The following is an 18,318-nucleotide window of genomic DNA, read 5'->3' as shown; positions in this document are numbered from 1 at the left end:
GACCATGGCGACGAACAAAGAGCCGTCCAAGATTGCCTTTCTGCCCGAGTTGCAGGGCAGTGAGGCTATGACAGCACTGATAGACCGGGTGCGCGGGCTGGCGGCAAGCAACCAGTTTCCTAATGCTCTCAGTGCGATTGATGAATCTTTGGAACATCGAGTTCGGATCGCCGAAGGTTTCGCTTCCAGCACGTTCAACACAGATTTTGAGAATTTACCTGATGACGCCGATTTAGGCGGCTTCCTGTATCGCTTTACCCCGAGGGACCGCACATGAGCATGTTCAACCGGAATGCTGACCAGTTTTGTGATTTGAGCGGCTTCGATCCAGACACCCCGCGTCCCGTCATATTTGCACATGATGGCTCCGACATCACTCTGATCGAGATCAAGGGGATTCGCTCGATCACATCGGAAGTCGAATTTGCGGATCGTATGGTCGACATTTTTTCGGCCGAGTTGGCGCAGGTAATGAAGACGCCCGGCCATAACATGTCGATTTCATATGAATGCTCCTACAATGCCGAGAAGGTGGTTGATGAGCATCTTGACCGCGCCCGACATAATGCCGAGCTGAAACAGTTGCGGATCGATACGATCCTGCGGGAAACGCGCGATGTTATCCTGAAAAGGGCGGTCAATGAGCGGGTTATAATGGCCCTCACGTCACGGCCGGTAGCAGGGCCGCAGCGTGAAATGATGATGCAAAAAAAGGCCAACGATGAGGCCCGTAGCGAGCTGCCGGCGATGCGGTCGGCAATGGACCCCTTCATTGAGCTAAAAGGGCTGGAAGGCCCGCACATGGCCTATGTCCAGAGCGTCCTTTCGGCCTTAAGACGGTGTGGCGTCATGGCCGAGATCATGCGACCGAAGGAAGATGGATCGCGACCGGACATAGCGGCAATCAGGCAGGGCATCTTTTATCATGAGACGCCAGATGACTGGTTGCCTCACGAACCCGGCGCTGTGAAATATCCGCCGATCAAAAAAACGTTTGATAGCGATGTGTCAGACTTCTTCGCGCAGCCGCTGGCAAAGCAGATTCTCTCGTCAGCTCCTGTCGTTTCCCAAGATATGCGTCAAATTAAGTGGGGGCCGCGCACCTTTTCGGTTTGTCAGGTTCATCGCTTCCCGAAGAATCTCCGGCCGTTCAACATACTTGTTTCGCGCCTGCGGTCGGAAAAAATGCCGTACCGGGTCACTCTGCATCTGGAATCGCTTAATCACGCGGATCGGCGCTCTATCGGGCTGCGGCAGGTTGCTGCGCAGCTCTTGGGCATCTTCAATTCCACGACAAAACTTCTCGGCCAGAATCTTCAGCTCGTAACGCAGGCGCTAGGTTCGGATACAGAAGCCGTTGTGAAGGCCAATCTGGAAGCTGCGACATGGATCGAGCCGCATGAGCGGCAAGAGCTGCTTCCCACGCGCGCCTCGCGTCTTCTGGTGGATATCCAGTCTTGGGGAGATTGTTCGGTTTCGGACAGTCCCGCAAATCCGGTGCGGGTGCTCGCCGAGACTGTCGCCGGTATGAATGCCACATCGAAAGGATGGCGCGGAGTGCTTGCGCCGGTTTCCGACTTGTCGGTCATCATGCCTCTGCACCGCACAGCGCCGGTTTTCCAAGCCGGGGATAGCCTTTTCACGGGCTTGGATGGGTCCCTTCTGCCTCACAGGGCTTTCGCCCCTGAGCAGCCAGCATGGCTCACGCTTGGCAGCGCCGGTACAGGTTCGGGTAAGTCGGTCCTTTTCAACCGGATGAATTTTGATCTGATGGCCTATAGGTCAGGCAGTGAATTGCCTTTCATGATGATCGCAGACGTGGGTGTGTCATCGAGCGGCTGCATGAACTTGCTGAAGGAGCTGCTTCCGCCTGAGCGGCAGAATGAGGTTTTGTATGTTCGGCCGAAAAACACGGCCGAGTGGGCGGTTAATCCCTTCGACATTTCGCTTGGGTCACGTAGCCCCCTCGACCGCGAGAGGGTTTACCTGAAGAACTTCCTTTTGACAGCGATCCCGATGAAGGAGGATCTGCTTCCCGAGCTGATGACGCGCATTATTTCCCGCGTTTACGAGGTGAAGAGCGATCTCAGCATCGATTCACGTCCTAACCGTTGGCAGGCGAACCTTGATCCGGTTCTGAATGATGCCGCCACTGCCGCTGGTATCGTTTTGAGCGACAAAACGCGCTACTGGACGCTCGTGGACGAGTTTATGCGGCGTGGAATGCCTGAGATGGCTTCGAGGGCGCAACGCTACGCAGCGCCCCGCTTCAAGGATATTGCGACCATCATTGCAGAGCCGCAAATGAAGAAAGACTTCGGCGATGCGATGCTCGAAAAGCTGCAACGCTATCTGGAAGCGCTGGAAGCCGCCTATCCGATGTTCGCCAGCCATACCACGATGGAAACCGGCGCTGCTCGAGTCATGGCCGTCGATCTTCAAGACCTTCTGACGGTCGGCTCGCTCAATGATGAGTTGAGCCGGAAAAACACCCTGATGTTCCTCATGACGCGACAGTTGTTCATGGCAAAGATCGCTGGCGACAAAGATGACATCCGCGCCATGACCTTCCCACAAGATGAGGCCATTCGGACGCTCTATGAGGATTATTGGACACGGCAGTTCCAGACAATCGCCGAGACCCCGAAGCGCCTGATGATGGACGAATACCATCTAACCGGCACTATCGACACCATTAACGAGGTGGTCTGGCATGATTGCCGTACAGGTCGTAAGTGGAATCTTGAAGTTTGCTTGGTCAGTCAGGAGCTAGGCGATTTCCGTGGCCTCACGTCGCAGGCCACCACAATCATGATTTTGAACTCGGATTCGCAGGAAGCCCGCAGAAAGATCATTGAAGAGCTTGGCGGTACAGAAGCCATCGATAAGGCGTTGACGACATATGTGAACGGTCCTGATCCTTCGGACCCTTCGAAGGGCGCGAACGTGCTGGTGATGTATAAGCTGCGAAACGACGAGAAGCGTTGGGTGATCTTCAAGAATGCTCTCGGAGTGCGGATGCTTTGGGCACTTTCCACGAAAGCGGAGGATCGAGCCGTTCGTGATGAAATCTATCGTCGTGTCCCGCTGGATCGGGCACTCGATATCCTCGCCCGGCGCTTTCCAGAGGGAACCGCAATTTCGCGATGGAATGAGATCGCACGTTCGAAAAAGCGGAACAATGGTTCACTCGCAAAGGTGCTGGCGGATGAGGTCATGCAGTACGATGCACAATACTCGTACCAGCAAGCAGCGGAATAAGAATGTCAGCTTTGCATTTCACAACGAAAACGTTATCTGATATGTTGTGAATGCCAGTGGGTTGTAGTATTACCGAAATCGATTGTTCGCCCCCGAAACAGGGATGAAAAGGAGATGGGAATGAGCGGAGTCAGTTCGGCCATGACGGCTGTGAAGGACAAATATTATGGGGCACTTGCTACTGCGAGTGTATCCTACTTTGCGTTGACGACATGGGCGTTCGCACAGGGGGCAGACCCCAAAGCGCCGCTCGATTTCCAGAAACAGGCGCAGTCGGCCGCAGCCAGTTCTCGTCTGAACCCGGACGATGCCCAATCGGGCTTGAACAATGTTGGCTCGACGTTCCTGTACGCTGGCAGTGCGCTCTCCATCATGTTTGCGCTCTATTCGCTCTACAAGTGGTGGGATGCCGTCAACAACGAGCAGAGCCGTCACAGTGCTGGCGGATCGTTCATGGCAGCGTGTATCGCTGGCGTGATCGGCATTGTCGGCATCTTCGTCGGTTGGGTGCAGTCCGTTGCTCTCGGAGGCGGGAGCTAATCCCTCCAAAGAGGCGTCACGACACGAAAGTGGCGAATCTGTCCGACTTTTAAGAACGTATCCGGAACTCAGGTTGGTTTGACCGTGGTTGTCGTTGCTTTTTCGGCCTTGAGAGCTTCGTAGAGGGCGGTTTTCCCTATTTTCACGCGGGCCGCGGCTTCCCGGACGTTCAAACCGGCCGCCAGATGCTGGCGGGCTTTGGCAAGTTTGTCCGGGGTTACGACGACTTGTCGGCCACCGCGTCGGCCGCGTTCCTCTGCGGCTTGCAGACCGGCACGTGTTCGTTCCCGGATCAGATCGCGCTCGAACTGTGCCAGCGCGCCGAACAGGTGGAAGACCAGGCGACCGCCGGATGTCGTGGTGTCGATGTTTTCGGTGATGGATCGGAAGCCGACGCCTTTGGCCTCCAGTTCGGTGATGATCTCGATGAGGTGCTTCATCGACCGGCCGAGGCGGTCGAGCTTCCAGACTGTGAGCGTGTCGCCGTCGCGAACGTAGCGGATCGCCTCAGCCAATCCGGGGCGGTCAGTCTTCACGCCGGATGCCTTATCCTCGAACAGCCTTTCACAACCTGCTTTGCGCAAAGCGTCGAGTTGCAGGGCGGTGTCCTGCTCGCCGGTGGAGACCCTTGCATAGCCGATAGAGGTCATGAGACGTGGTTTGTCCGTTTTTCCGTTGAATTCGGACATTGTCCGATTTGCCGTTTCATGACAAGGTTTGCGGACAAGAACTGTGGATGCCGCGAAACGTTCGTTTGTCGGACACGCATTTTCCGTTTCGCTGCACTCTCCGCGGCGAAACGGGAAGATCAGTGAATGGCGCGAAGAGCATTACTGAGCGAGGCATGGTGGCAACAGGCGACGATCATCCCGGATAACGAAAGGGAGATCGCCAAACATTATACGCTGGATCGATCGGATCTCGACCTGATCATGCGACAGAACAAGGCCGCGAACAGACTGGGCCTCGCCTGTGTTCTGGCCACGCTACGATACCCTGGCCGACCGCTTGCGGATGGCGAGGTCCTGCCGGCTGGCGTCTTACGATTTCTGGCGCGGCAGATCGGCGTCGATCACCATGAGATCGAACGTTATTTCGAGCGCCCACAGACGCGGCGCGAGCATCTGGCCCTGCTTTTCTACAGAATGCAGATGCGTCCGTTTGTGCCTTCGGACGTGCGGGCACTCACAGGCTGGCTGACACCTGCCGCGCAAACCCTGCGCCAGGCCGATGTATTGGCGGATATGGTCGTGGAAGAACTGCGACGCAGGAGAATTCTTTTGCCAGCGCGGCCAGCGCTCGAAGCCATCATTCATGTGGCAATCAGGCGCGGCATTCGTATTGCTCATCGGGCCTTGGCCGGCGGGATCTCAGAAGGCCAAAAGCTCGATCTGGACAAGCTTCTCGATCCGCGTGAGGGGACAAGCGTGACCATTCTTGCCTGGGCGAGAACGCCGGCATTGTCGCCAGCCGCCGTCAACCTCGACAGAATTGCCGAGCGCATTCGTTTTCTCCGGTCTCTGAACCTGCCGACGACGTTGATGGATCGAATTCCGGCCAAGGTCTTTGACGAATTTGCTGCAGAGGGGACGCGAATGAGCGCGCAGCATCTGCGCGACCTTAACACCGAACGCCGACATGCTGTCCTGGCTGCAACAGTGCTCCACCTTTCCCGCCATCTCACCGATTGCGCGATCGACATGTTCAAGAAACTCATGGGCATCCTGACGCGGCGAGCCAATAACCAGGCGGCTGCTCGCGTCACCCGATCCGTTCGGGAAGTGCAGACGCCGTTGAAGGACGTTTCAAAAGTCTGCCATGCGATCATCAAGGCCAGAGAGAAGGGTGAGGACATGGCCAAAGCGCTTGATCTGGTCATCCAATGGCCAGCTTTTGCAACCAGTGTCCAGGCGGTTGATACGCTGATCGCGCCGGATGTTATCGACGGTAAAATCGAAATGCTCCAGCGCTATCCGACGATCAGGAAACTGGCGCCACAGTTTCTCTCCACTCTCGTGTTCCGCGGTCACGCAGTGGCGGCGAACCTCTTGCGGGCGCTATCCGTGGTCGCGGGTCTATATCGTACGGGCAAAAGGACCATACCCGACAAGGCACCGATCTCCTTTGCGCCGAAGGGCTGGATGCCTCTCATACTCAAAGATGGAAAGATTGATCGCAGGGCTTATGAGCTTTGCCTTTTCAGCGAATTGAAGCGCCGGCTCGATGCGGGCGATATCTGGGTGGAAGGAGCCAAACGCTTCCAGTCTTTCGAAAGCTTTCTCATTCCCACGCCGACATTCGAGCTGATGCGTGAGGAAGGAGCGCTTCCAATCGCCGTTGATACCGATGTCGAGACTTATCTTCGCCAACAGCGCCAGCTGCTGAACGATGGACTGGCTGACCTCTCGCGTCTGGCCGCAGCCGGCGAGCTCGACGATGTAGAACTGACCGGGGCGGGGTTTAGCGTCACGCCGCACAAGGCTATGTTTCCGGATATCGCCAAGTCGCTGAAGCTAAAGGTGGAAAGCCGTCTGCCTGCGATCCGCATCACTGACCTTTTGCTCGAGGTTGACGCCCGAACGGAATTTTCGAACGCCTTTACCCATTTGCGCAGCGGTCGGACGGCCGACAACAAGCTTGCGCTCCTCACCGCCATCCTGGCGGACGGCATCAATCTCGGTCTCACGAGAATGGCGGACGTTTCCCCCGGCATTACGATGCGCCAACTCGCCTGGGCGCACGACTGGCATATTCGCGAGGAAGGTTACACGGCCGCGCACGCCATTCTCGTCAACGCCCAGAGGCAATTGCCTCTGGCAAGCTTGTGGGGCGATGGAACAACGTCATCCTCCGATGGCCAGTATTTTCCGGCGGGCGGACACGCCGAGGCGATCGGCGACCTCAACGGCCGCTATGGTCCCAACCCCGGCGCCAAATTCTACCGGTTCACCTCTGACCAGTACGGCGCTTTCTACATCATCGCCATGAATGCCAATGCGAGCGAAGCCATCTATGTCCTCGATGGACTGCTCTATCATGGCAGCGATCTCGCCATCGAAACCCACTATGTCGATACCGGCGGGGTAAGCGATATGAGCTTCGCCCTTTGCCATCTCGTTGGTTTCCAGATTGTGCCTCGGCTGCGCGGTCTCAAGGATCGCAAGCTCTATCTCTTCCCGGGCGACGCGCCTCCCGAAAACCTGGCGCCGCTCGTTGGCGAGCACATCAACGTCGAGCGGATCAAGGCAAACTGGAACGACATCCTGCGGCTGGTCACGACGATCCGTTCCGGGCAGGTTCGGCCTTCGACCCTGTTGGCAAAGCTGTCCGCATTCCCACGCCAGAACGGACTGGCGTTGGCGCTACGCGATCTCGGTCGCATCAATCGGTCCATCTTTCTGCCCCAGTGGTGGCAGAACCCCGAAATGCGCAGGAACGCGACGGCCGGCCTCAACAAGAGCGAATCCCAGAACACCTTGGCCCGCGCACTGTTCTTCAATCGCCTCGGAGAATTGCGCGACCGGACTTTCGAGAGCCAGTTCTACCGAGCATCTGGACTGAACCTGCTAATCAACGCCATCGTCTACTGGAACACACTCTATCTCGAACCGGCGTTCGCCGAGCTCAACCGCGAGGGCATTCCCACGCCGCTTGACATCATCAAACACATTACCCCACTCGGCTGGCAGCACATCAGTCTCACCGGCGATTACATCTGGACCCCAACAGACGGCGTTGATCTCAGGCCATTGCGGCGCGAAACATCTATCCTCGCAGCGTGATCACCATACGTTCTCAAAAGTCGGACAGATCCAACACTTTCGTGTCGTGACGCCTCGTCGATGTCGGCCGGCATGCCGTGATCGGGATCGGTTTCGCGCCGTTGCGGATCCCACAGGTGATGGGCAACGAATTTCAGGAGGAGGGCTTCGGGCGCCGGCCAGGGCAGCGATTTTCCCGTCGCCGTCAGCGCCCAGGCTTGGAGATAAGCCAGATCAGACGTCAGTGCCCGAAGGGTATTGTCGCCCATGCCCTGGTTGACGAGATGGCGCAGCGTCTCGACATCCTGATCGCTCAACAGCTCGGCGAGCTCGTCGCGGCGCTCGATCGGCAGGACGGCTGCAATCGTGTCGAGTTCCTCGGTGCGGCGTTCGATGGCGGATTTTTGCACAGGCGGCATTTTGGCTCCAAAAACGGGCGGTTCTGGCGTGTTTCAGGCCCGTGACGGAGGCCACTTTTGGTGATTTGCGGCGTCAGATCAATCTATCATCGATAAGGGTTACTTATCGGAGGTCATAGACCATCGGCATAGCTGTGAGGAGTACAGAACGCTATTGCGGATATAGCTTTCGCTTAACAAATCATTTACCATAAATTCAATGTCTTACGATCTCGCCAAATTGCCCATCCACAGCCTGCTGCGGCCGATCTCCGAGGCCGCTGTTGCTCTTGCCCGTCTCGACGAGCGCATTGCCCGCTCCCCCGTCGGCGAGGGCTTTCTCGAGCGGTCGCATTTCCTCGACGCGCATGCCTCGCTCTGGGTCGACGGTGAACTCGTTCATCTCGAAGACCTCGTCCTGCATGACGCGCTCCGGGATATCCGTGCTCCCACCCATGAACTCACCATTGCCCGCGACATCCTGAAAACTCGCCGTCGCATCGCCGCCCATCCCCCCGCCTGGGCCCTCTCTGATCAAGGCCTCGCCTCCCTCCGCGGCCGGTCGTGGGCCGGAGCATCATTGGGTGGAGACAGGGAGGGGGTGCGGGATGGCAGTGTTGAGGTGAGCGACGCTCCGGCCGAGATAGGGGATGCGGAAGATCCCGAGATTGATGGTCTGGGTGATGCGTTTGCAGCGATCGATGCAGTACTCGCCCGATCCGGGGTCGCGATCGAAGAGGCGAAGAAGCCGGGGAGCGCCAAAAACGCTCCGGAAAAGGATCCGTTCGTTTATGACCTCGACTGGGATGAGGACGAGCGGCTGGAGGAGTGGCGGGCCGTGCTCGCGCGTGCCCAGGACTTGCCGCCGGTCCTGCAGGCAATCGTGGCGCTGGATGCCTGGAACCAGATCGCTGTCCTCCAGCATGCGCCTTGGCTCGGGCGTTTGCTCGCCGCCTCGGTCCTGCGCGAGGGCGGCGTTACCACTGGCGGTCATCACGCAGCGATCAATCTCGGGCTCAAGGCCATTCCGGTCGAGCGGCGCCGGCATCGTGACCGTGAGACGCGGTTGCTGGCGATAGCAAGGGCGCTGACAATCTCCGCCGAGACGGGGCTCAAGGAGCATGACCGGTTGGTGCTGGCGCGGCAGATGATGATGCGCAAGCTGGAGGGACGGCGAACGTCGTCCAGGCTGCCGGAGCTGGTCGAGTTGGTCATGGCGCGGCCGTTGATCTCGGCCGGGATGGTGGCGAAGACGCTTGAGGTCACGCCTCAAGGAGCGAGGCGCATCGTGCAGGAGCTCGGTCTTCGCGAGATGACGGGCAGGGGAAGGTTTCGGGCGTGGGGGATTTTATGAGTTCTGACCGGCAGACATAAAAAGGTTATGCTAACTTCGGGGCGGGGCCGCTAGACCGTCACTTAGTTCCGCGGAACGGTATAGTAAGGGATTGGTTGTTAACCTTGGGGGAATTGCGTTGCAAATTGCGCTGCAGCTGATAGTCCAAAAGCAGAACGAAACGGCAGATTACGATGACCACCGCTCGCCACATTGTGACTCTTCTGAAAAGCCACATCGCCGGCGATGAGGACCGTTTCCTGTCGACGGCTCTCCAGTTGGCCGCCCATGAGGCGCGGCAGGGGCATGGTAAGCTGGCGCAGGAGGTTAAAGATCTCGTTGATACAGCAAAGACGCGCCAGCCGAGCATGCGCCGGGCGGGCGGGGCGATCGTACTTGTGCAGCCGAAGGGTGAACTCGCCGGTCTGCTGAGTGCCCGTTACCCCGACATCCGCCTAACAGACATGGTTCTGGCACAACCCCTTCGCCAACGTCTCGATCGTATTTTAGCCGAGCAGCGGCAGCAGGCGAGCCTCCAAAGCCACGGACTTCAGCCGCGCCGCAAGATCTTGCTCGTCGGTCCGCCGGGCGCCGGCAAGACGATGACGGCGAGCGCCTTGGCGGGAGAACTGCATCTTCCCTTGTTCACCATTCTCTTGGACGGCCTCATCACAAAGTTTATGGGCGAGACCGCGTCGAAGTTGCGCTTGGTTTTCGATGCCATGACCGCGACCCGCGGCGTGTATCTCTTTGATGAGTTTGATGCGATCGGAGCGAAGAGGGGAGACCGGCAGGACGTCGGAGAAATCCGGCGTGTGCTCAATTCCTTCCTTCAATTCGTAGAACAGGATGAAAGCCAGGCCTTAATCGTCGCTGCGACGAACCATCCCGAACTACTGGACCGGGCGCTTTTGCGTCGTTTCGACGACGTTATCGAATACACGCTTCCGGATGTGTCACTCATCGAAGCGATCCTTCGTAACAGGCTTGATCGCTTCGCAACACCCGAACTGTCGTGGGTAGATGTCGCGAACGCGGCACACGGCCTTTCGCCGGCAGATATTACTCGTGTGGCTGACGACGCCGCCAAGTCCGTCATTCTGGATAATTCGGGCACGGTCACTGCTGCAAGCATATTTGACGCGCTTGCCGAGCGCCGCTTGGCTGCCCAAGCTATGGATGCGAGCAACAGGCCATAATGGCAACCGGACCACGCGATCGCCCGCATTTCCTGCTGAGAGATAACGGCGCGGCAGAGCCATACCGGCGCCCAAACCGGAAAATTGACCCACCGGCGCTACCTCAACGCAATAGGCAGGCTCATGCCCAGGCGCTGGCGTTGGCAGTCGGAGGAGCTGTCGCGGCGGCAGAGCAGCAGCTTGCCGAAACCGGGGTAACAGCCTTTGAGACGCGCGGTTTCTATCTCGAGTTCGATCTTCCTGCCTCCGAGGGGGCCGCAATCGACCAGCTCGCGAACAGACAACAAAAAATGGAGGTTGTCGCAGTCCGCGAGCCGGAAGGCGACGGCGGTATCGTCAAGGCCTCGGTATTTGTGCCCGAGCGTGCAAAAAACTACTTCCTAAACAAGATTGAGCAGTATCGATCGACGGACACCGACAAAGGGCGTCCTCGAAATGAGCCTCTAATTTCAAGGATCGAAACCGCACAGCTGGCATCCGCGCGTTCTCTCTTCACGGATGACGCAGCGCTGTTTCCACCCGACCAGCAACTCGCGGTGTGGTGGGAAATCTGGTTGCGCGAAGGCAGGCGTGAGAAGTTTGAAGCCATAGCGGCCGCTTTGGAAATAGAGCTGCGCCAGCACGCCATCCGGTTCCCCGAGCGCGAAGTCGTCTTGGCGTTGGCAAGCACCGTGACCATGGATCGCGTCGTTGCTCGCAGCGATACCATCGCTGAGTTGCGCCGGGCAAAAGATACGCCAGCGTTTTTCACAGGTCTTGGAGGTGCAGAACAAAGAGCTTGGACAGACGATCTCGCTGGTCGCGTTCAGGTCTCGCAGACTGCCGGTGACGTTGCTATATGCCTTTTGGACAGCGGGGTCCGCCGCACTCATCCTTTGATCGAGCCGGTGTTGTCGATCGATGATTGGCATACGATCAATCCGGCTTGGGGCGCCGACGACACGCCAGCTTGGCAGGGTCACGGCACGCGAATGGCCGGAGTAGCACTTTATAACGATCTGATTGATCCGCTTGCTTCTGAGGACGCTGTCGAACTGCAATATCGGCTGGAAAGTGTTAGAATTCTGCCACCTGGCGACGCGGATGAAAACCGACCTGATCTCTACGGCGCGATTACCGGTGAGGCGATTGCTCGAGCCGAGATTCAGGCGCCGCACAGAAGTCGGGTCGTAGCGACTGCTATAACAAGCACGGCTCCTTCGCGGGGGCGAGCCTCATCCTGGTCTGCTTCGATCGACCAACTCTGCTTCGAGACGGATGCGCAGCGGTTGATCCTGATAGCTGCTGGAAACATACGGGTTGACTTAAGCCCTGCGGATCACCTGGTTCGCAACGATATCGAACCGCTAGATGATCCAGCGCAAGCTTGGAACGCAATCACCGTCGGGGCTTTCACCAACAAAGTTGACGTTATCGATGCGCCTTTTGCCGGCTACGCCCCGATCGCGCCCGCTGGAGAACTGTCTCCGGCGAGCAGGACCTCCGTCACCTGGGATCGTCAGTGGCCGGTCAAGCCGGACATCGTCATGGAGGGCGGGAACCTGGCGCATGACGGCGTCAATCCTGGTGAGCCGATTGATGACCTGCGCATTCTGACGACGCACTTCCGGCCCGAAAACCGCTACTTCTCTACGATTGGCGACACCAGTTCCGCAACCGCGCAAGCTGCCAAGCTCGCGGCAGAGATCATGGTCAGCCGGCCGGGGCTCTGGCCCGAGACTGTCCGTGCTTTATTGGTTCATTCTGCCGAATGGACACCTGCGATGGCCGCCCGCGTCACGGCCTGCCACGGCAACAAAACGCAATTGCAATCGATTTTGCGCCGCTACGGTTACGGCGTGCCAAATCTCGGCAGAGCGCTGCTTTCCGCCAATAACGATCTGACTTTGATGATCGAGGACGACATTCGACCCTTCCAGCGAGAAGGGAGCGGATCAGTCAAAATGAGAGATATGAAGCTTCATCTGCTTCCTTGGCCGAAGGACAATCTGCTGGCCTTGGGCGCTGAGCCTGTCGAGGTCCGGGTCACGCTGTCCTATTTCATCGAGCCGAACCCCGGCGAGCGAGGCTGGACTAGGCGTCACAGATACGCTTCTCACGGATTGCGCTTCCAGATGAAAACAGCCACGGAATCCGTCGACGAGTTCCGTGCCCGCATCAACCAGGCTGCCCGAAACGAGGAAGAAGGTACACCCGTCAACGTCGGCGAAAGCTGGTTATTGGGTACATTCCGCGACAGCGGATCGCTGCATTCGGATTTCTGGCGGGGAACGGCGGCTGATCTTGCCGAGCGTGACGCCATCGGTATTTATCCAGTTGGCGGTTGGTGGAAGGAAAAGCCGTATCTGGACCGATACAACGAGAAGGCGCGCTATTCGCTGATCGTGACCATTCGCGCGCCTGGTGCCGCGGTTGATCTTTATGCGGCGGTCGAGACGATTCTGAAGACAGAGATCGTCGCACAGGTGTAGGATTCCTTTGATTAATTGGCGGCCGGCCACAATAGGCCCGCACTCCTTCCGATTTGGTGCGAGACTTGTCCAAGTGTTTGGACGAGATGGTCGGTAGGCTCTGGTGATAATAGGGGCGATGGTTCGTATCCCTTCAAGGCGTTTAAATCTAACGGCCCAAGGCGGCAGTGTGGCGATCAATGGTTTAAGTGCGGACTCGCGCGCTGGATGCTATCGGTCGCGGTTTCCGGATTTTTGCCGGCGGTTCTCTAAATTGCGTGTTGGCGTCAAGCGTCTTCCCAACGCCGAATCGGCGGTGTCTGGATTCCGCCCATGCAGTCATTGATGACGTCATCTACTTTGTAAGAACAAACACTCCGCCGATTTCAGAACGTTTGTATTCGTCTTACAAATAGTATACCCCCCTATAATATATGAAATGGAGTTTAGGCTATGAGTTCATCTCAAGGGCATGCGCACGACCATCCCCATCCGCACGATCACAGCCATGGTCGTGCGCTCAACGCCGCCCATGAACATTTCTTCCTTGGCGACAACCACCTGCGGAACGAACGCCGCACGTGGCTAGTGATTGGTATCACCGCCACCATGATGGTGGTGGAGATCGTCGCCGGAAACATGTTCGGGTCTATGGCTTTGACGGCAGATGGCTGGCATATGTCCACGCACGCTGCGGCCATGCTCATCGCGGCATTGGCCTATCTCTATGCTCGCAAGCACGCCAGCAACCGCCGCTTCTCATTCGGCACTGGCAAGCTCGGCGACCTTGCAGGATTCGCCAGCGCCGTGATCCTGGCGCTAATCGCGGTGCTTATCGGCTGGGAAAGTTTTCTGCGCTTCCAGTCGCCTGTAGCGATCAATTTCAGGGAAGCCATCATCGTGGCGGTGGTCGGATTGATCGTAAACCTTGTCTGCGCATGGCTCCTCAAGGATGATCACCATCACGGAAACGATCATGGCCATGCTCACGGACACGGGCACAATGCAGGCCAGGATCAGAACCTTCGCGCCGCCTACATCCACGTACTGGCTGATGCGCTGACCTCCGTTCTGGCGATCGGCGCGCTGGTTCTCGGAAGCCTCTATGACTGGCTCTGGCTTGATCCAGCTATTGGTATCGTCGGCGCTATTGTGATCGCTCGCTGGTCCTGGGGATTAATCCGAGATACGGGCGGCGTCCTGCTCGACTACGTTCCTGAAGGCGAAGACCTCCCCGAGGAAATACAGGAAATCCTCGTCAAGGAAGGCGCGGAAATCGTCGATCTCCACATCTGGCAACTCGGGCCCGGCCACCACGGAGCCATCGTTTCTATCGTCGTCAATGATCCGCATGCGCCGTCCTACTACCGCGCAAAGCTTGCGGCCATTCACGATCTGTCGCATGTGACGGTGGAGGTCGAAACCCGCGCGGCTTGACAAAAACGTCTATACCGAAGGAGCATTCCTATGAGCCATACCATCCGCGAAAAGCAAAAGCTGATCAACCGCGTACGTCGTATTCGCGGGCAGATGGAAGGTGTCGAGCGGATGCTTGAGGAGGAAAAGGGTTGCGTCGAAGTCATGCAAACGATCGCGGGTGCGCGTGGTGCCATCAACGGTCTAATGGGCGAAGTCATCGAAGATCATATCCGCATGCACTTGGCCGCCGAAAGTCTGAGTCAGAAAGAGCGTGAAGAAGGCGCGGCCGAACTGATCGATGTCATTCGCGCTTATCTCAAATAAGGTTCATGATGAATAATAAGTCGCCTTGCACCGATCTGTGCCGCTTCGATCCGCGCAATAAATGGTGCTTGGGCTGCGGCCGGACGGCGGATGAAATCAAGGCGTGGCGCAAAATGTCGCCCTATCACCGGACAAATTTGTCGACTGAATTGAAACGCCGCATGAAGCGATTAAAGGATGGCGAGGACGGCGCTGCGACCGCATCCGCTTGCTTGTAGAATTTTACAACTAACAAAGGCCGGTTATTGCGCAAACCAGCCGAACGCGGACGTCCATCATTGATCTTTTCGATTGATGTCGATCAATTTTTGTTTGTGATCAAAGCATAGTGTGGGGCTTGTGGTCTCCTAAACATGGCTGCGCCATGGAGGACGAGTGATGCTCGGATACAAGGTCTCGGCTCAACGGATAGATCCTAGGGAGAGTGTGGCACGCACCGAGACTGCCGAGGTCAGGCTTGCCACGGGACTGTCCGGCGCTGCCGATGCCTTCAATCCGGCCGAACTTCTGCTCGCGTCCATCGCTGCCTGTATGATCAAGGGCATTGAGCGCGTCATTCCTCCCCTCGCTTTCTCTATTGATGGTGTCGAGGTGGTCCTTCACGCCGTTCGACAGGATGATCCGCCGCTTATCGTTTCGGTCAAGTACCAACTCGTGGTCGATACCGATGAGACTGACCAACGGCTTGAACTTTTACACAAGAATGTCCGCAAATACGGCACAATCTCCAACACCGTCCCTCTTGCAGCCCGCTTAGATGGTGTAATCTGGAGGAAGTCATGAGGGGCCTTCATCGCGAAACGCATCTCGTTTCCCGGATCGGGTGGCTGCGAGCCGCCGTTCTCGGTGCAAATGACGGTATCGTATCCACTGCGAGCTTAATCGTCGGCGTTGCAGCCTCCGCGGCGGGCAGCTCGGAGATCTTGATCGCCGGCGTCGCCGGCCTCGTGGCTGGTGCGATGTCGATGGCGGCTGGAGAATATGTCTCGGTCAGCTCGCAGGCGGATACCGAACAGGCTGATCTCGCCCGCGAACGGCTTGAGCTTGACGGCCAGCCCGATCTTGAGCGCGAGGAACTCGCACAGCTTTACACCAGGCGCGGCGTCGAGATTGATCTGGCCCGACAGGTAGCAGTGCAACTAATGCAGAAGGATGCGCTTGAGGCGCATGCCCGCGAAGAACTTGGCATCTCCGAAATCACTACCGCCCGACCGATCGTTGCCGCGCTGACGTCGGCTCTGACGTTCGCGGTTGGCGCGATAATGCCACTCGCAATGGTATGGGTGGCGCCACCGAACCAACTGGTGATGCTGGTCTCTGTAGCCTCGCTTATGTTCCTCGCCCTGCTCGGCGCGATTGGTGCCAAGGCAGGCGGTGCAAATGTGCTGAGGGCCACGGTACGCGTAACCTTCTGGGGCGCCTTTGCGATGGCGCTGACAGCAGGCATAGGCGCCTTGGTGGGAACAGCCGTCTAGGTGTGCGGAATATTGATCAAGTGTTACTGTGTGGTCCTCACACCGGCGGATTAATCGGCAGGAGCCGATTTATATGGAGGAAGAACATGACCTACACTCTCGATAAGACGACCAACGGAATACCATTTGATCAGGTGGTCGCAGCCACGAAGGCGGCTCTCGCGAGCAACGGGTTCGGTGTCCTCACTGAAATCGACGTACGAGCGACCATGAATAAGAAACTCGACGTCGATATACCGGACTATCTCATCCTGGGTGCGTGCAACCCGAAGATGGCCCTCGAGGCGATGAAGATCGAGCCGAAGGTCGGCGCGATGCTGCCTTGCAACGTGATCGTACGATCGCTGGAGGGGGGCGCCATCATGGTCAGCGCCATCGACCCCGTGGCCTCGATGCAGGCTATCGAAAACCAGCAACTGAAGACGGTCGCGGCGCACGTGCGGTCTTTGCTTGAACAGGCGATTGCGAGCGTCTGAGGACGTTGGTGGTCAATACGGTCGCCGTTGACAAGGCAAGCATGCGATGCTCCCCCTAACATTCGTCAGCGACTCGAATAGCGAGGAGCAAATAGGCCCGAATGAAACGCCTGAACTGCGGGAAAAACTGGGCGTTGAAGATGACGGAACCGAACTTGAGCCACTGCCGGGTTAGACAAGCACGCGTCGGTTCATCAGCGAAAGCCGAATCGTCTCGATAGGATTGGCGATACCCTTCAGCAGAAGTGAGCCTCTAGCCGAAACGTTGAACTCGTGCCCTGCCGCCACCTCGAAAAATTCACTGGAGGCCACGATTTCACCTGGTAGTGCCGCAGCACACAGTCGCGCGGTAACGTTGACGGGCGAACCGAGGATCGTTGCATCCTTGCGAATTTCGGTTCCGATCACGGCCTCTATCACAGTGCCGTCGTGCAGTCCTATGCCGATCCCTCTGGGCAAATTCGCCCGTGAGACACTTGTCAGAATTGCCTCCGACGCCCTGAGGGCGTTTGTCTTTCTTTCTGATCCTTCGAACCAGGCGACAAGCCCGTCACCCACGAGGCGATCAATATCGCCGCCGTGTTCGAGGATGGCCGCGAAGCTGTGGCTTGCAACCTCAGACACAAGGGCAGCGGCTTCTTCGGCGCTCGCCTGTTCGACAAAACTGGAGAAGTCTCTGATATCGAGGACCAGGATGGACGCAGCCAGGCGCTCGGCGCTCGAGCGCCCGGAACTAACGCGCTTCTCAGTGCTGTCGGAAACAAAATGTGCGAGCGACTTTCGCGCCTCATTCAGGGCGTTTGTGCGTGTGTCGATTTCATTTTGTGCCCGTGAGACGAAATACGTGGAGAGGCAAAGTGCTCCTATTAGAGGCACGCCAAGGATAACGATCCAAATAATCGTATCGTTGTCGAGAAGTTTTTCGCGGGCGGATGCCTTTTCGGAAGTGGCGATGTAGACCGACATAGACCCTGTCATACCTGGCGCCCTGCTGAGCACGGTCCAATGCACAGGGGGCCCATCTTCTTCGAGAAAGACTGTCTGTCCGTCAGATATTTCGGGGATGCGACTTATCGTTGAGGCCATGCACGATGTGTCGTTGGTTGCCGCCAGTACCTTGCCGTCTTCGGTAAAAGCAACTGCGCAGAGCAAGTCAAGCTCCTTCGCTTCCGTTTCGATAGCCTGTCTTGTCTGGTCAGCGTCGCTGACTTTTCCTCCACTTCCGATCTCCGAGTGTCTGGCTTTCCCCAAGATCGGCGCGAACAGCGCGGCATGGAGCGAAGCCGTTTGTGCACTATAGGCACGTTCGACACTAACAGACAGAGCGTTTGAGACGGCAATAAGTAGGCCGGAAATCGTCAGGAAGAAAATCGGTAGTACGAACAGGTTATAGTTCCGTCTTAACGGATAGGGGCGCGCCAGAATCTCATTATCCAATGTTTGCCACCTTCGTTTCTTTTCGTCATTTCATTCGTGGATTCGATCTTCACGAAGACTGATCTTACGATTCTGAGTTCGAATTTATATTGCCGTCACTATAAATCTTTGTAACCTGAGTGTCGGTCCGGAAAGAAGTTGCGTAATCTGAGTCGGTTATGATTCCCTGGCTTTGAGATGATTCTTTTCGGGCAAGGCAGCGATGTGGACGACAGCGAACCGTGGAAAATACAAGCGCGATGGAT

The 18,318-nt window shown here is 57.4% G+C and carries 15 protein-coding genes and 1 pseudogene; 13 read left to right on the top strand and 3 right to left on the bottom strand.

Annotated elements, in window-relative coordinates; translation table 11 throughout:
• Positions 1-4 precede the first annotated feature (4 nt).
• From RDL77_RS15295 to RDL77_RS15285, 3 genes are all read left to right on the top strand, one after another.
• The gene (locus RDL77_RS15295; protein ID WP_130519715.1) at positions 5-277 is read left to right on the top strand and encodes a hypothetical protein; all 273 of its coding nucleotides are present in this window, start codon (positions 5-7) and stop codon (positions 275-277) included.
• Positions 274-3,261, top strand: coding sequence for a hypothetical protein (locus tag RDL77_RS15290; protein ID WP_130519713.1), 2,988 nt, complete (start codon positions 274-276; stop codon positions 3,259-3,261). The genes RDL77_RS15295 and RDL77_RS15290 overlap by 4 nt, the downstream gene beginning before the upstream one ends.
• A gap of 120 nt (positions 3,262-3,381) precedes the next feature.
• Positions 3,382-3,801, top strand: coding sequence for a hypothetical protein (locus tag RDL77_RS15285; protein ID WP_130519711.1), 420 nt, complete (start codon positions 3,382-3,384; stop codon positions 3,799-3,801).
• A gap of 68 nt (positions 3,802-3,869) precedes the next feature.
• Here RDL77_RS15285 and RDL77_RS15280 read toward each other — a convergent pair whose 3' ends face one another.
• Positions 3,870-4,451, bottom strand: a complete 582-nt coding sequence (locus RDL77_RS15280; RefSeq protein WP_109614887.1) for a recombinase family protein — start codon at positions 4,449-4,451, stop codon at positions 3,870-3,872.
• 165 nt (positions 4,452-4,616) lie between these two features.
• Between RDL77_RS15280 and RDL77_RS15275 the strand changes: the two genes are divergently transcribed.
• Complete coding sequence (locus tag RDL77_RS15275; protein WP_130519709.1) at positions 4,617-7,583, top strand: Tn3 family transposase; 2,967 nt, start codon at positions 4,617-4,619, stop codon at positions 7,581-7,583.
• On the opposite strand, the pseudogene RDL77_RS15270 reads toward RDL77_RS15275, so the two are convergent.
• Positions 7,577-7,981: pseudogene (locus RDL77_RS15270) on the bottom strand (integrase); the annotation flags it as partial. The gene RDL77_RS15275 and the pseudogene RDL77_RS15270 overlap by 7 nt on opposite strands.
• Before the next feature lie 190 nt (positions 7,982-8,171).
• On the opposite strand from RDL77_RS15270, the gene RDL77_RS15265 reads away from it, so the two are divergent.
• The 9 genes from RDL77_RS15265 to RDL77_RS15225 all read left to right on the top strand — a co-directional run bounded on the left by RDL77_RS15265 (position 8,172) and on the right by RDL77_RS15225 (position 16,636).
• Positions 8,172-9,314 carry an RHE_PE00001 family protein gene (locus RDL77_RS15265; protein WP_165909441.1) on the top strand — a complete coding sequence of 381 codons (1,143 nt, stop codon included), beginning with the start codon at positions 8,172-8,174 and terminating at the stop codon, positions 9,312-9,314.
• Between the two features lie 173 nt (positions 9,315-9,487).
• Entirely contained in the window at positions 9,488-10,492 is a 1,005-nt protein-coding gene (locus RDL77_RS15260; RefSeq protein ID WP_097143403.1) for an AAA family ATPase, read from the top strand.
• Positions 10,492-12,963, top strand: coding sequence for a S8 family peptidase (locus RDL77_RS15255; protein WP_130519705.1), 2,472 nt, complete (start codon positions 10,492-10,494; stop codon positions 12,961-12,963). The genes RDL77_RS15260 and RDL77_RS15255 overlap by 1 nt, the downstream gene beginning before the upstream one ends.
• A gap of 432 nt (positions 12,964-13,395) precedes the next feature.
• On the top strand, positions 13,396-14,379 hold the full coding sequence (gene dmeF / locus RDL77_RS15250; protein WP_130519703.1) for a CDF family Co(II)/Ni(II) efflux transporter DmeF: 984 nt from the start codon (positions 13,396-13,398) through the stop codon (positions 14,377-14,379).
• 30 nt (positions 14,380-14,409) lie between these two features.
• The gene (locus RDL77_RS15245) at positions 14,410-14,685 is read left to right on the top strand and encodes a metal/formaldehyde-sensitive transcriptional repressor (protein WP_052820499.1); all 276 of its coding nucleotides are present in this window, start codon (positions 14,410-14,412) and stop codon (positions 14,683-14,685) included.
• Positions 14,686-14,690: 5 nt separating this feature from the next.
• Positions 14,691-14,903: a DUF1289 domain-containing protein gene (locus RDL77_RS15240; protein WP_165909439.1), complete on the top strand. Its 213-nt coding sequence runs from the start codon at positions 14,691-14,693 to the stop codon at positions 14,901-14,903.
• Between the two features lie 160 nt (positions 14,904-15,063).
• On the top strand, positions 15,064-15,468 hold the full coding sequence (locus tag RDL77_RS15235; RefSeq protein ID WP_130519701.1) for an OsmC family protein: 405 nt from the start codon (positions 15,064-15,066) through the stop codon (positions 15,466-15,468).
• Positions 15,465-16,160, top strand: coding sequence for a VIT family protein (locus RDL77_RS15230; protein WP_130519699.1), 696 nt, complete (start codon positions 15,465-15,467; stop codon positions 16,158-16,160). The genes RDL77_RS15235 and RDL77_RS15230 overlap by 4 nt, the downstream gene beginning before the upstream one ends.
• 86 nt (positions 16,161-16,246) lie before the next feature.
• Positions 16,247-16,636 (top strand): DUF302 domain-containing protein, encoded by a 390-nt coding sequence (locus RDL77_RS15225; RefSeq protein ID WP_130519697.1) that lies wholly within the window; start codon positions 16,247-16,249, stop codon positions 16,634-16,636.
• Between the two features lie 171 nt (positions 16,637-16,807).
• Here RDL77_RS15225 and RDL77_RS15220 read toward each other — a convergent pair whose 3' ends face one another.
• Entirely contained in the window at positions 16,808-18,073 is a 1,266-nt protein-coding gene (locus RDL77_RS15220; protein WP_130519695.1) for an adenylate/guanylate cyclase domain-containing protein, read from the bottom strand.
• Between the last annotated feature and the right edge of the window lie 245 nt (positions 18,074-18,318).

It is taken from the genome of uncultured Phyllobacterium sp., assembly GCF_902479695.1.
GTDB classification, from domain to species: Bacteria; Pseudomonadota; Alphaproteobacteria; order Rhizobiales; family Rhizobiaceae; genus Phyllobacterium; species Phyllobacterium calauticae.
Note: the sequence above shows the minus strand (reverse complement) of the source record. Positions and strands in the feature narration are given on the sequence as shown.

Bases quoted from the DNA above. Each gene is read 5' to 3' on its own strand.
- RDL77_RS15240 (WP_165909439.1), top strand. From the start codon at position 14,691: ATGATGAATAATAAGTCGCCTTGCACCGATCTGTGCCGCTTCGATCCG.
- RDL77_RS15255 (WP_130519705.1), top strand. From the start codon at position 10,492: ATGGCAACCGGACCACGCGATCGCCCGCATTTCCTGCTGAGAGATAAC.
- RDL77_RS15245 (WP_052820499.1), top strand. From the start codon at position 14,410: ATGAGCCATACCATCCGCGAAAAGCAAAAGCTGATCAACCGCGTACGT.
- dmeF (WP_130519703.1), top strand. From the start codon at position 13,396: ATGAGTTCATCTCAAGGGCATGCGCACGACCATCCCCATCCGCACGAT.
- RDL77_RS15295 (WP_130519715.1), top strand. From the start codon at position 5: ATGGCGACGAACAAAGAGCCGTCCAAGATTGCCTTTCTGCCCGAGTTG.
- RDL77_RS15290 (WP_130519713.1), top strand. From the start codon at position 274: ATGAGCATGTTCAACCGGAATGCTGACCAGTTTTGTGATTTGAGCGGC.
- RDL77_RS15275 (WP_130519709.1), top strand. From the start codon at position 4,617: ATGGCGCGAAGAGCATTACTGAGCGAGGCATGGTGGCAACAGGCGACG.
- RDL77_RS15280 (WP_109614887.1), bottom strand. From the start codon at position 4,451: ATGACCTCTATCGGCTATGCAAGGGTCTCCACCGGCGAGCAGGACACC.
- RDL77_RS15230 (WP_130519699.1), top strand. From the start codon at position 15,465: ATGAGGGGCCTTCATCGCGAAACGCATCTCGTTTCCCGGATCGGGTGG.
- RDL77_RS15285 (WP_130519711.1), top strand. From the start codon at position 3,382: ATGAGCGGAGTCAGTTCGGCCATGACGGCTGTGAAGGACAAATATTAT.
- RDL77_RS15260 (WP_097143403.1), top strand. From the start codon at position 9,488: ATGACCACCGCTCGCCACATTGTGACTCTTCTGAAAAGCCACATCGCC.
- RDL77_RS15225 (WP_130519697.1), top strand. From the start codon at position 16,247: ATGACCTACACTCTCGATAAGACGACCAACGGAATACCATTTGATCAG.
- RDL77_RS15235 (WP_130519701.1), top strand. From the start codon at position 15,064: ATGCTCGGATACAAGGTCTCGGCTCAACGGATAGATCCTAGGGAGAGT.